The following is a 13916-nucleotide window of genomic DNA, read 5'->3' as shown; positions in this document are numbered from 1 at the left end:
TATTATAAAAATAGCATAAAAATCTAGTTATCCGCATAAAAACTGGACTTATCACACTTTATCAAGGTCAAAACCACTCAATTTACTACTAATTTACTACTTATGAATGAGCTTTGATACGACGATTTATCCTTGAAAAGTGAAGATATAAAGATACTTCCAATAAAATTTGAATATTTAATAGGTAGACACTTCAAAAAATGAGGTGTCTATTTTTTTACCCGATTTTGAAAGGAAGTGAACTTATGAAAACAAAAAATCAAGAATCAAAAGGTCGTTCCCCACTCTTTAAGACCATCAAACATTCATTCAGCCAATAAAAAAGAAAGGATAGGTAAAAATATGGAACTTAAATTTGTGATTCCCAACATGGAAAAAACATTCGGCAATTTAGAATTTGCTGGCGAGGATAAAGTCGTTCAGCGAAGAATCAACGGACGGCTAACTGTCTTATCAAGAAGCTATAATCTCTATTCTGATGTTCAAAGAGCAGATGATATTGTGGTGGTGCTTCCTGCTGAAGCTGGCGAAAAACATTTCGGCTTTGAGGAACGTGTGAAGTTAGTCAATCCACGTATTACCGCAGAGGGCTACAAAATCGGCACTCGTGGTTTTACAAATTACCTTTTACATGCTGACGACATGATAAAAGAATAAAGAAAGAGAGGAAAAATGATGAGATTAGCAAATGGCATTGTATTAGATAAAGACACGACTTTTGGAGAATTGAAATTCTCTGCTCTACGTCGTGAAGTGAGAATCCAAAATGAAGACGGGTCGGTTTCAGATGAAATCAAGGAACGTACCTATGACTTAAAATCCAAAGGACAAGGACGCATGATTCAAGTAAGTATTCCTGCCAGCGTGCCTTTGAAAGAGTTTGATTATAACGCACGGGTGGAACTTATCAATCCCATTGCGGACACCGTTGCTACTGCCACCTATCAAGGAGCAGATGTTGACTGGTATATCAAGGCAGACGATATTGTGCTGACAAAGGATTCTAGTTCATTCAAAGCTCAACCACAAGCAAAGAAAGAACCGACACAAGACAAATAGTCGCTAGGTAGAAAGGAGACTTTTTCGCATGAAACAGCGTGGTAAAAGGATTCGCCCATCTGGTAAAGATTTAGTCTTTCATTTTACGATAGCGTCACTCCTGCCTGTTTTCCTGCTGGTTGTCGGACTGTTTCATGTGAAGACAATCCAGCAGATCAACTGGCAGGATTTTAACCTATCACAAGCAGATAAGATTGACATTCCCTATTTAATTATCAGTTTCAGTGTCGCAATTCTTATCTGCTTGCTGGTAGCGTTTGTATTCAAACGGGTTCGCTATGATACGGTTAAACAACTTTACCACCGTCAAAAACTGGCAAAGATGATACTTGAAAACAAGTGGTATGAATCTGAACAGGTCAAAACAGAGGGTTTCTTTAAAGATAGTGCTGGTCGTACAAAGGAAAAGATAACCTACTTCCCTAAAATGTATTATCGACTTAAAAATGGCTTGATACAGATACGGGTGGAAATCACGCTGGGAAAATATCAAGACCAACTCTTACACTTGGAAAAGAAATTAGAGAGTGGCTTGTACTGTGAGCTGACGGATAAAGAGTTAAAGGATTCCTATGTGGAATATACTTTGCTCTATGACACCATAGCCAGTCGTATTTCTATTGATGAAGTAGAAGCTAAAGATGGTAAACTTCGCTTAATGAAAAACGTATGGTGGGAATATGATAAGCTCCCTCATATGTTGATTGCTGGTGGTACAGGTGGCGGTAAAACTTACTTTATACTGACACTGATTGAAGCCTTGCTTCATACAGATTCAAAACTGTATATTCTTGACCCGAAAAATGCTGATCTTGCGGACTTAGGTTCTGTGATGGCAAATGTCTACTATAGAAAAGAAGACTTGCTTTCTTGCATTGAAACATTCTATGAAGAAATGATGAAACGTAGTGAGGAAATGAAGCAGATGAAGAACTATAAGACTGGCAAAAATTATGCTTACTTAGGTCTCCCGGCACACTTCTTAATCTTTGATGAATACGTCGCTTTCATGGAAATGCTGGGAACAAAAGAAAACACCGCAGTTATGAATAAGCTGAAACAGATTGTCATGTTAGGTCGTCAAGCTGGCTTCTTTCTAATACTGGCTTGTCAACGTCCAGACGCAAAATATTTAGGCGACGGAATCCGTGATCAGTTTAATTTCAGAGTGGCTTTAGGTCGTATGTCTGAAATGGGCTATGGCATGATGTTTGGCAGTGACGTACAAAAGGATTTCTTCTTAAAGCGAATCAAAGGTCGTGGCTATGTTGATGTAGGAACAAGTGTCATATCAGAGTTTTATACTCCCCTTGTACCAAAAGGATATGATTTCTTGGAGGAAATTAAAAAGTTATCCAACAGCAGACAGTCCACGCAGGCGACGTGCGAAGCGGAAGTCGCAGGTGTGGACTGATCTTGCTGGCTGGTGTGGCAATAGCCACGCCAGCACTTAACCCCCCGTATCTAACAGGGGGGTACAAATCGACAGGAAACAGTCAAAAAAACATTAGAAAATCCTTTGGTTACAAGGGATTTACAAAATTTCAGCGTATGTCAAATGGGCTTTAAAAGTTGACATACGCCTTTTTGATTGGAGGGATTTTTACTGAATGAACAAACTTGGTTACAGCATTTAAAAGAAAAACGCTTGGCTTATGGACTATCTCAAAACCGTTTAGCTGTTGCGACTGGTATTACAAGGCAGTATCTAAGCGATATTGAAACAGGAAAAGTCAAGCCATCAGAGGATTTACAGCAGTCCCTTTGGGAAGCTCTGGAACGCTTCAATCCCGACGCTCCCCTTGAAATGCTGTTTGATTATGTAAGAATTCGCTTTCCGACAACAGACGTACAGCAGGTGGTCGAAAACATCTTACAACTGAAACTGTCCTATTTTCTTCATGAGGACTATGGTTTCTATTCTTATTCAGAGCATTATGCTTTAGGCGACATATTCGTCCTTTGCTCCCATGAACTGGACAAAGGAGTTCTGGTGGAATTGAAAGGTCGTGGGTGCAGACAATTTGAAAGCTATCTTCTGGCACAACAAAGAAGCTGGTATGAGTTCTTTATGGACGTTTTGGTGGCTGGCGGTGTGATGAAACGCCTTGACCTTGCCATTAACGATAAGACAGGGATTTTAAATATCCCTGTACTCACTGAAAAGTGCCAACAGGAAGAATGTATCTCCGTCTTCCGCAGTTTTAAAAGCTATCGCAGTGGCGAACTGGTACGCAAAGAGGAAAAGGAATGTATGGGAAACACCCTCTATATCGGTTCATTACAAAGTGAAGTTTATTTCTGTATCTATGAAAAGGACTACGAGCAGTACAAGAAAAATGATATTCCCATTGAAGACGCAGAAGTAAAAAACCGTTTTGAGATTCGATTGAAAAATGAGCGTGCCTATTATGCAGTCCGTGATTTACTCGTCTATGACAATCCAGAGCATACCGCCTTTAAAATTATCAATCGGTATATCCGTTTTGTAGATAAAGACGATTCCAAACCTCGTTCTGATTGGAAACTGAATGAAGAATGGGCTTGGTTTATTGGGAACAATCGTGAACGATTAAAACTAACCACAAAACCAGAGCCTTACTCCTTCCAAAGGACGCTGAACTGGCTATCTCATCAAGTTGCCCCGACCTTAAAGGTTGCGATTAAACTTGATGAAATCAACCAGACGCAGGTTGTAAAAGACATTCTCGACCATGCGAAACTGACAGACCGACACAAGCAGATTTTGAAGCAACAGTCAGTAAAAGAACAGGACGTGATAACAACAAAAAAATAACTCAAATACAAATTCATTGAATATAGAGAGGAGAACATTTTTATGAATTTTGGACAAAACCTTTATAACTGGTTTCTATCAAACGCTCAATCACTGGTGCTTTTAGCAATCGTTGTGATTGGCTTGTATCTTGGCTTCAAGCGTGAGTTTAGCAAACTGATTGGCTTTTTAATTATTGCGATTATTGCGGTTGGCTTAGTCTTCAACGCTGCTGGAGTAAAAGACATTTTACTAGAGCTATTCAATCGCATTATTGGTGCTTAAATAAAACCGTTCTTTTGTGGAATATAAGTGGTTTTCTTATGTTCCGCAAAGGAATGGTACACCAAACGAAGTGCGGTAGGGATTTTTGAATCTCTACAAAGAAAGGACGTGAATATATGGACGATATGCAAGTCTATATTGCGAATTTAGGCAAATACAATGAGGGCGAATTGGTCGGTGCGTGGTTTACCTTTCCCATTGACTTTGAGGAAGTCAAAGAGAAAATCGGCTTGAATGATGAATATGAGGAATACGCCATTCATGACTACGAGTTACCCTTTACGGTTGACGAATACACTTCCATTGGCGAACTCAATCGACTATGGGAAATGGTATCGGAATTACCCGAAGAATTACAATCGGAGCTATCTGCTCTGCTCACTCATTTTTCAAGCATTGAAGAACTAAGCGAACATCAAGAGGATATTATCATTCATTCCGATTGTGATGATATGTATGACGTGGCACGCTACTACATTGAAGAAACGGGTGCTTTAGGCGAAGTACCAGCTAGTCTTCAAAACTATATTGATTATCAAGCCTATGGTCGGGATTTAGACCTTTCAGGAACGTTTATCTCAACCAATCATGGGATTTTTGAAATCGTCTATTAAATCTGTCGGTACATTACTACTGGCAGATTTTCTATTTTACGGGGTGGCTCAATCAGCTACCCCTATTTTTTATGAAAGGATTGATTACATGAAGAAAATACGAAGCTATACCAGTATCTGGTCTGTGGAAAAGGTACTGTATTCTATCAATGATTTTAGACTTCCGTTTCCCATAACCTTTACGCAAATGACATGGTTTGTCGTGTCACTCTTTGCAGTGATGATACTTGGCAACTTGCCCCCTCTTTCCATGATAGAGGGAGCATTTCTCAAATACTTTGGGATTCCTGTGGCTTTCACATGGTTTATGTCTACAAAAACTTTTGATGGTAAAAAGCCTTATGGATTTTTGAAGTCTGTCATTGCTTATGCACTGCGACCAAAGCTGACCTATGCAGGAAAAAAAGTAACGCTTGGCAGAAACCAGCCACAAGAAGCCATTACAGCAGTTAGGAGTGAATTTTATGGCATATCCAATTAAATACATTGAAAACAATCTCGTCTGGAATAAAGACGGGGAATGTTATGCTTACTATGAGCTTGTTCCTTACAATTACTCATTTCTAAGTCCAGAACAGAAAATACAAGTGCATGATTCTTTCAGACAGCTTATCGCACAAAATCGTGATGGCAAAATTCATGCTTTACAAATCAGTACAGAATCCAGCATACGTTCTGCACAAGAGCGTTCCAAAAATGAAGTCACTGGCAAGCTCAAAGCGGTTGCCTATGACAAAATCGACCAACAGACAGACGCTTTAATATCCATGATTGGCGAAAATCAAGTGAACTACCGTTTCTTTATCGGCTTTAAGTTGCTTCTCAACGATCAGGAGTTTTCTATGAAAAGTCTTACCGTTGAAGCAAAAAATGCTTTGTCTGATTTTGTCTATGATGTGAACCATAAGCTGATGGGCGATTTTGTTAGTATGAGTAATGATGAAATCCTGCGTTTTCAGAAGATGGAAAAGCTCTTAGAAAATAAAATCTCTCGTCGTTTCAAAATCCGCAGGTTAGATAAGGACGACTTCGGCTATCTGATTGAACACCTTTACGGACAGACAGGCACTGCCTATGAAGAGTATGAGTACCATCTATCAAAGAAAAAGCTGGATAATGAAACGCTGATTAAATACTATGACTTGATTAAGCCTACTCGCTGTTTGGTGGAAGAAAAACAGCGATATTTGAAAATCCAGCAGGAAGATGAAACCGTCTATGTAGCTTACTTTACCATTAACAGCATTGTCGGAGAACTGGACTTCCCGTCCTCTGAAATCTTCTACTACCAGCAACAGCAATTTACATTCCCGATTGATACGTCAATGAATGTGGAAATTGTAGCGAATCGTAAAGCCCTATCTACTGTCCGCAATAAAAAGAAAGAACTGAAAGACTTGGATAACCACGCTTGGCAAAGTGATAATGAAACCAGCTCCAATGTGGCGGAAGCTCTGGAAAGTGTGAATGAGCTGGAAACCAATTTAGACCAAAGCAAGGAATCTATGTACAAGCTGTCTTATGTGGTAAGGGTATCAGCAAATGATCTTGACGAACTCAAACGTCGTTGTAATGAAGTGAAAGATTTTTATGACGATTTAAGCGTAAAACTGGTACGACCATTTGGGGATATGCTCGGCTTACATGAAGAATTTTTACCTGCCAGCAAGCGTTATATGAATGATTATATTCAATACGTGACCTCTGATTTCCTCGCTGGTTTAGGTTTTGGTGCTACTCAAATGCTGGGGGAAAATGAGGGGATTTATGTTGGCTACAGCTTAGATACTGGACGCAATGTCTATCTGAAACCTGCTCTTGCCAGTCAAGGGGTTAAGGGTTCAGTAACCAATGCGTTAGCGTCGGCTTTTGTTGGTTCGCTGGGTGGTGGTAAATCCTTTGCGAATAACCTTATCGTCTATTATGCGGTGCTTTATGGGGCACAAGCAGTGATTGTAGACCCAAAAGCAGAACGTGGCAGATGGAAAGAAACCTTGCCAGAGATTTCCCATGAAATCAATATCGTCACTCTGACTTCTGATGAGAAAAACAAAGGCTTACTTGACCCTTATGTGATTATGAAAAATCCCAAAGATTCTGAATCACTGGCTATTGATATTCTGACATTCCTTACGGGGATTTCCTCTCGTGATGGGGAACGCTTCCCAATCCTTAGAAAAGCCATTCGTGCAGTAACCAATAGTGAAGTACGAGGGTTGATGAAAGTGATTGAGGAATTACGGGTTGAGAATACGCCACTAAGTACCAGTATAGCCGACCATATCGAAAGTTTTACAGACTATGACTTTGCACATTTATTATTCAGTAATGGTTATGTGGAGCAGTCTATCAGCTTAGAAAAACAACTGAACATTATACAGGTTGCGGACTTGGTACTTCCCGACAAGGAAACTTCCTTTGAGGAATATACCACTATGGAGCTTTTATCCGTTGCTATGCTGATTGTCATTAGTACCTTTGCTTTAGACTTTATCCATACAGACCGAAGCATTTTCAAGATTGTAGATTTAGACGAAGCATGGAGCTTTTTACAGGTAGCACAAGGAAAAACACTATCTATGAAGCTGGTTCGGGCTGGTCGTGCTATGAACGCTGGGGTATATTTCGTGACCCAAAATACAGACGACCTCTTAGATGAAAAACTGAAAAATAACCTCGGCTTAAAATTTGCATTTCGTTCCACTGACCTTAACGAGATTAAAAAGACCTTAGCCTTTTTTGGTGTAGACCCAGAGGACGAAAACAATCAGAAGCGATTGCGTGATTTGGAAAACGGGCAATGCCTTATCAGTGATTTATATGGTCGTGTCGGTGTGATACAGTTCCACCCTGTATTTGAAGAACTGCTCCATGCCTTTGATACCAGACCACCTGTGCGAAAAGAGGTGTAAATGTGAAACCATCAATAGTAAACAGAATAAAATCAAACTGGACGCTGAAACGTCTAGGTAAAGTGGCAATGACAGTGGCTTTCACACTTGTGATTGCCATTTTTCTTTTAGCCATGCTGGGAACGGTGGTTCAAGCTGCGGGCTTGGTAGATGATACGGTCAATGTGGCAAATGAATACAGCCGATACCCACTTGAAAACTATCAACTGGATTTTTATGTGGATAATAGCTGGGGCTGGCTTCCGTGGAACTGGTCGGACGGGATTGGAAAACAGGTCATGTATGGACTATATGCCATTACCAATTTTATTTGGACAATCAGTTTGTATGTTTCCAATGCGACAGGTTACTTAGTACAGGAAGCCTATTCCTTAGACTTCATTTCCGCTACAGCAGATTCCATTGGTAAGAATATGCAGACCTTAGCTGGTGTGAGTGCAAACGGATTTTCAACAGAGGGTTTCTATGTTGGATTCCTCTTACTCTTGATTTTGGTTCTTGGGGTTTATGTTGCCTATACGGGACTGATAAAGAGAGAAACCACAAAGGCAATTCATGCCATTATGAATTTTGTGCTGGTGTTTATCCTATCGGCTTCCTTTATTGCCTACGCTCCCGACTACATTAAAAAAATCAATGACTTTTCATCAGACATCAGTAATGCCAGTTTATCACTTGGCACGAAGATTGTCATGCCCCATTCCGATAGTCAAGGCAAGGACAGCGTGGACTTAATCAGAGATAGCCTGTTTTCCATACAGGTTCAGCAACCGTGGCTACTGCTTCAATACAACAGTTCAGACATTGAAAGTATCGGTATTGACCGTGTGGAAAGCCTGCTCTCCACCAGCCCAGATTCCAACAATGGCGAAGACAGAGAAAAAATTGTTGCGGAAGAAATTGAAGACAGAAGCAATACCAATCTAACCATTACAAAGACCATTAACCGTTTAGGTACAGTCTTCTTCCTATTTGTCTTCAATATTGGGATTTCCATATTTGTATTCCTATTAACAGGAATCATGATTTTCTCGCAGGTACTTTTTATCATCTATGCTATGTTTCTGCCTGTGAGCTTTATTTTAAGCATGATTCCATCATTTGATGGTATGTCAAAACGAGCCATAACAAAGCTCTTTAATACCATTTTGACACGAGCTGGAATCACATTGATTATTACGACAGCATTTAGTATTTCAACCATGCTCTATACCTTATCGGCTGGTTATCCGTTCTTTTTGATTGCTTTTCTACAGATTGTGACCTTTGCAGGAATCTACTTCAAGCTGGGCGATTTAATGAGTATGTTTTCTCTACAGAGTAACGATTCTCAAAGTGTGGGAAGTCGTGTGATGAGAAAACCTCGTATGCTTATGCACGCTCACATGCACCGTCTACAGCGGAAACTTGGACGTTCCATGACTACTCTAGGGGCTGGGTCTGCCATTGTTACAGGTAAAAAAGGACAGTCGGGTTCGGGGAGTTCTGCAAGGACACAAGCAGATCACTCCCGACCAGACGGAAAGGAAAAATCAACACTTGGAAAACGTATCGGTCAAACCATCGGTACAGTAGCTGATACCAAAGACAGAATGGTAGACACTGCTAGTGGTTTGAAAGAACAGGTTAAAGATTTGCCGACCAATGCAAGATATGCAGTATATCAAGGAAAATCCAAAGTAAAAGAGAATGTCCGTGATTTAACCAGTAGTATTTCTCAAACCAAAGCGGACAGAGCCAGTGGACGCAAGGAACAGCAGGAACAAAGGCGAAAAACCATTGCGAAGCGTCGCTCTGAAATGGAACAGGTCAAACAGAAAAAAACAGCCTGCTTCTTCTGTTCATGAAAGACCGACTACAAGACAAGAACAATATCATGATGAACAGACCTCAAAACAGTCTAATATTCAGACTTCATATAAGGAATCTCAACAAGCCAAACAAGAGCGTCCAGCAGTTAAGTCCGATTTTTCAAGTCCAAAAGTGGAACGCCAAGGCAATACCGTTCAAGAAAAAACCGTTCAAAAGCCAGCAACTTCAACCACTACAGCAGATAGAACTTCACAACGTCCAATCACAAAAGAACGTCCGTCTACTGTTCAAAGAGTACCACTACAAAATACAAGAAGTAGACCACCAATCAAAACCGCCACCATTAAGAAAGTCGGTAAGAAACCATGAAGTTGAAAACTTTAGTGATTGGTGGTTCTGGATTATTCTTGATGGTCTTCTCACTGCTTCTGTTTGTTGCCATTTTATTTTCAGATGAACAGGACAGCGGAATTTCCAATATTCATTATGGAGGTGTGAATGTTTCCGCAGAAGTGCTGGCTCATAAGCCTATGGTAGAAAAATATGCCAAAGAATATGGCGTTGAAGAATATGTCAACATACTTCTTGCGATTATACAGGTGGAATCGGGCGGTACTGCGGAAGATGTTATGCAGTCCTCGGAATCCCTCGGTCTTCCACCTAATTCATTGAGTACAGAAGAATCCATTAAGCAAGGTGTGAAGTATTTCAGTGAATTATTAGCCAGTAGCGAAAGGCTCAGTGTAGATTTAGAATCGGTTATCCAGTCCTACAATTATGGTGGTGGTTTCTTAGGGTATGTGGCTAATCGTGGAAATAAATATACCTTTGAACTGGCTCAAAGTTTCTCAAAAGAGTATTCAGGTGGCGAAAAAGTGTCTTACCCCAATCCCATAGCCATACCTATCAATGGGGGCTGGCGATACAACTATGGCAATATGTTTTATGTGCAACTGGTAACGCAGTATCTTGTCACAACAGAGTTTGATGATGATACGGTACAAGCCATCATGGACGAAGCACTGAAATATGAGGGCTGGCGATACGTTTACGGTGGAGCTTCCCCGACTACTTCTTTTGATTGTAGCGGACTGACACAATGGACGTATGGAAAAGCTGGAATTAACTTACCACGAACCGCACAACAGCAATATGATGTGACCCAGCATATCCCACTATCGGAAGCACAAGCTGGCGATTTGGTTTTCTTTCATTCTACCTATAACGCTGGCTCTTATATTACTCATGTTGGGATATACCTTGGCAATAACCGTATGTTTCATGCAGGCGACCCAATCGGTTATGCCGACTTAACAAGCCCCTACTGGCAACAGCATTTAGTGGGAGCAGGACGAATCAAACAATGAGAAAGGAAGATTTAATGATGAAATTTAGAAAAAATCAGAATAAAGAAAAACAGATACCAAAGGAAAAGAAACCTCGTGTCTATAAGGTCAATCCTCATAAAAAGGTTGTGATTGCCTTGTGGGTACTTTTAGGGCTTAGTTTCAGCTTTGCGATATTCAAGCACTTTACAGCTATAGATACTCATACTATTCACGAAACAACTATCATAGAAAAGGAATACGTTGATACTCATCATGTAGAAAATTTTGTAGAGAACTTTGCGAAAGTCTACTATTCATGGGAGCAATCCGATAAGTCCATTGATAATCGAATGGAAAGTCTAAAAGGCTATCTGACAGATGAACTTCAAGCTCTCAATGTTGATACAGTACGCAAAGATATTCCTGTATCGTCTTCTGTAAGAGGATTTCAGATATGGACGGTAGAGCCAACTGGCGACAATGAGTTTAATGTAACCTACAGTGTAGACCAGCTCATTACAGAGGGAGAAAATACAAAGACCGTCCACTCTGCTTATATAGTGAGTGTCTATGTAGATGGTTCTGGAAATATGGTACTGGTTAAGAATCCGACCATTACCAACATACCTAAGAAATCAAGTTATAAACCAAAAGCCATTGAAAGTGAGGGGACGGTTGATTCCATTACAACCAATGAAATCAATGAGTTTTTAACGACGTTCTTCAAGCTCTATCCTACAGCGACAGCCAGTGAACTTTCCTACTATGTGAATGACGGGATATTAAAACCAATCGGAAAAGAGTACATCTTTCAAGAACTGGTAAATCCTATTCACAATCGTAAGGATAATCAAGTCACGGTATCGCTGACAGTGGAGTATATCGACCAGCAGACCAAAGCAACGCAGGTATCTCAATTTGATTTGGTACTTGAAAAGAACGGGAGTAATTGGAAGATTATAGAATAACAAATATTGGTACATTATTACAGCTATTTTGTAATCACGTACTCTCTTTGATAAAAAATTGGAGATTCCTTTACAAATATGCTCTTACGTGCTATTATTTAAGTATCTATTTAAAAGGAGTTAATAAATATGCGGCAAGGTATTCTTAAATAAACTGTCAATTTGATAGTGGGAACAAATAATTGGATGTCCTTTTTTAGGAGGGCTTAGTTTTTTGTACCCAGTTTAAGAATACCTTTATCATGTGATTCTAAAGTATCCGGAGAATATCTGTATGCTTTGTATGCCTATGGTTATGCATAAAAATCCCAGTGATAAGAGTATTTATCACTGGGATTTTTATGCCCTTTTGGGCTTTTGAATGGAGGAAAATCACATGAAAATTATTAATATTGGAGTTTTAGCTCATGTTGATGCGGGAAAAACTACCTTAACAGAAAGCTTATTATATAACAGTGGAGCGATTACAGAATTAGGAAGCGTGGACAGAGGTACAACGAAAACGGATAATACGCTTTTAGAACGTCAGAGAGGAATTACAATTCAGACGGCGATAACCTCTTTTCAGTGGAAAAATACTAAGATAAACATCATAGACACGCCAGGACATATGGATTTTTTAGCAGAAGTATATCGTTCATTATCAGTATTAGATGGGGCAATTCTACTGATTTCTGCAAAAGATGGCGTACAAGCACAAACTCGTATATTGTTTCATGCACTTAGGAAAATAGGTATTCCCACAATCTTTTTTATCAATAAGATTGACCAAAATGGAATTGATTTATCAACGGTTTATCAGGATATTAAAGAGAAACTTTCTGCGGAAATTGTAATCAAACAGAAGGTAGAACTGCATCCTAATATGCGTGTAATGAACTTTACCGAATCTGAACAATGGGATATGGTAATAGAAGGAAATGATTACCTTTTGGAGAAATATACGTCTGGGAAATTATTGGAAGCATTAGAACTCGAACAAGAGGAAAGCATAAGATTTCATAATTGTTCCCTGTTTATCACGGAAGTGCAAAAAACAATATAGGGATTGATAACCTTATAGAAGTGATTACGAATAAATTTTATTCATCAACACATCGAGGTCAGTCTGAACTTTGCGGAAAAGTTTTCAAAATTGAGTATTCGGAAAAAAGACAGCGTCTTGCATATATACGTCTTTATAGTGGCGTACTGCATTTGCGAGATTCGGTTAGAATATCGGAAAAGGAAAAAATAAAAATTACAGAAATGTATACTTCAATAAATGGTGAATTATGTAAAATCGATAAGGCTTATTCCGGGGAAATTGTTATTTTGCAGAATGAGTTTTTGAAGTTAAATAGTGTTCTTGGAGATACAAAGCTATTGCCACAGAGAGAGAGAATTGAAAATCCCCTCCCTCTGCTGCAAACGACTGTTGAACCGAGCAAACCTCAACAAAGGGAAATGTTACTTGATGCACTTTTAGAAATCTCCGACAGTGACCCGCTTCTGCGATATTATGTGGATTCTGCGACACATGAAATCATACTTTCTTTCTTAGGGAAAGTACAAATGGAAGTGACTTGTGCTCTGCTGCAAGAAAAGTATCATGTGGAGATAGAAATAAAAGAGCCTACAGTCATTTATATGGAAAGACCGTTAAAAAAAGCAGAGTATACCATTCACATCGAAGTTCCACCGAATCCTTTCTGGGCTTCCATTGGTCTATCTGTAGCACAGCTTCCATTAGGGAGCGGAGTACAGTATGAGAGCTCGGTTTCTCTTGGATACTTAAATCAATCGTTTCAAAATGCAGTTATGGAGGGGATACGCTATGGCTGTGAACAAGGATTGTATGGTTGGAATGTGACGGACTGTAAAATCTGTTTTAAGTATGGCTTATACTATAGCCCTGTTAGTACCCCAGCAGATTTTCGGATGCTTGCTCCTATTGTATTGGAACAAGTCTTAAAAAAAGCTGGAACAGAATTGTTAGAGCCATATCTTAGTTTTAAAATTTATGCGCCACAGGAATATCTTTCACGAGCATACAACGATGCTCCTAAATATTGTGCGAACATCGTAGACACTCAATTGAAAAATAATGAGGTCATTCTTAGTGGAGAAATCCCTGCTCGGTGTATTCAAGAATATCGTAGTGATTTAACTTTCTACTTTCT

The 13916-nt window shown here is 39.6% G+C and carries 10 protein-coding genes and 3 pseudogenes; all 13 read left to right on the top strand.

The annotated features are described in order from the left end of the window. Positions 1 to 342: 342 nt before the first annotated feature. Positions 343 to 657, top strand: coding sequence for a YdcP family protein (locus K1I80_RS11780; protein WP_000420682.1), 315 nt, complete (start codon positions 343 to 345; stop codon positions 655 to 657). 15 nt (positions 658 to 672) lie between these two features. Further along, on the top strand, positions 673 to 1059 hold the full coding sequence (locus K1I80_RS11775; protein ID WP_000985015.1) for a YdcP family protein: 387 nt from the start codon (positions 673 to 675) through the stop codon (positions 1057 to 1059). Positions 1060 to 1087: 28 nt separating this feature from the next. Then, positions 1088 to 2473 (top strand): FtsK/SpoIIIE domain-containing protein, encoded by a 1386-nt coding sequence (locus K1I80_RS11770; RefSeq protein WP_000813488.1) that lies wholly within the window; start codon positions 1088 to 1090, stop codon positions 2471 to 2473. 177 nt (positions 2474 to 2650) lie between these two features. Next, on the top strand, positions 2651 to 3856 hold the full coding sequence (gene mobT / locus K1I80_RS11760; RefSeq protein WP_000398284.1) for a MobT family relaxase: 1206 nt from the start codon (positions 2651 to 2653) through the stop codon (positions 3854 to 3856). Positions 3857 to 3898: 42 nt separating this feature from the next. After that, a complete protein-coding gene (locus K1I80_RS11755; RefSeq protein WP_001009056.1) occupies positions 3899 to 4120 on the top strand; it encodes a hypothetical protein in 222 nt (73 codons plus the stop codon). Between the two features lie 116 nt (positions 4121 to 4236). Continuing rightward, positions 4237 to 4734, top strand: coding sequence for an antirestriction protein ArdA (locus K1I80_RS11750; RefSeq protein ID WP_000342539.1), 498 nt, complete (start codon positions 4237 to 4239; stop codon positions 4732 to 4734). Between the two features lie 88 nt (positions 4735 to 4822). Then, the gene (locus tag K1I80_RS11745; protein WP_000723888.1) at positions 4823 to 5215 is read left to right on the top strand and encodes a conjugal transfer protein; all 393 of its coding nucleotides are present in this window, start codon (positions 4823 to 4825) and stop codon (positions 5213 to 5215) included. After that, the gene (gene tcpF, locus K1I80_RS11740) at positions 5199 to 7646 is read left to right on the top strand and encodes a conjugal transfer ATPase TcpF (protein WP_000331160.1); all 2448 of its coding nucleotides are present in this window, start codon (positions 5199 to 5201) and stop codon (positions 7644 to 7646) included. The genes K1I80_RS11745 and tcpF overlap by 17 nt, the downstream gene beginning before the upstream one ends. A 2-nt stretch (positions 7647 to 7648) precedes the next feature. Then, a pseudogene (locus K1I80_RS11735) lies at positions 7649 to 9827 on the top strand (CD3337/EF1877 family mobilome membrane protein). Next, positions 9824 to 10825, top strand: coding sequence for a bifunctional lytic transglycosylase/C40 family peptidase (locus K1I80_RS11730; RefSeq protein ID WP_000769868.1), 1002 nt, complete (start codon positions 9824 to 9826; stop codon positions 10823 to 10825). The pseudogene K1I80_RS11735 and the gene K1I80_RS11730 overlap by 4 nt, the downstream one beginning before the upstream one ends. Next, the gene (locus K1I80_RS11725; RefSeq protein WP_001224318.1) at positions 10822 to 11754 is read left to right on the top strand and encodes a conjugal transfer protein; all 933 of its coding nucleotides are present in this window, start codon (positions 10822 to 10824) and stop codon (positions 11752 to 11754) included. The genes K1I80_RS11730 and K1I80_RS11725 overlap by 4 nt, the downstream gene beginning before the upstream one ends. Positions 11755 to 12067: 313 nt before the next feature. Continuing rightward, positions 12068 to 12115: pseudogene (locus K1I80_RS12135) on the top strand (hypothetical protein); the annotation flags it as partial. A gap of 15 nt (positions 12116 to 12130) precedes the next feature. Further along, positions 12131 to 13916: pseudogene (gene tet, locus K1I80_RS11710) on the top strand (TetM/TetW/TetO/TetS family tetracycline resistance ribosomal protection protein); the annotation flags it as partial.

The sequence above is a fragment of the Streptococcus sanguinis genome (assembly GCF_019929225.1).
Classification (GTDB): domain Bacteria; phylum Bacillota; class Bacilli; order Lactobacillales; family Streptococcaceae; genus Streptococcus; species Streptococcus sanguinis_J.
The sequence above is the reverse complement of the archived record's forward strand: the minus strand, read 5'-3'. Positions and strand labels throughout refer to the sequence as shown.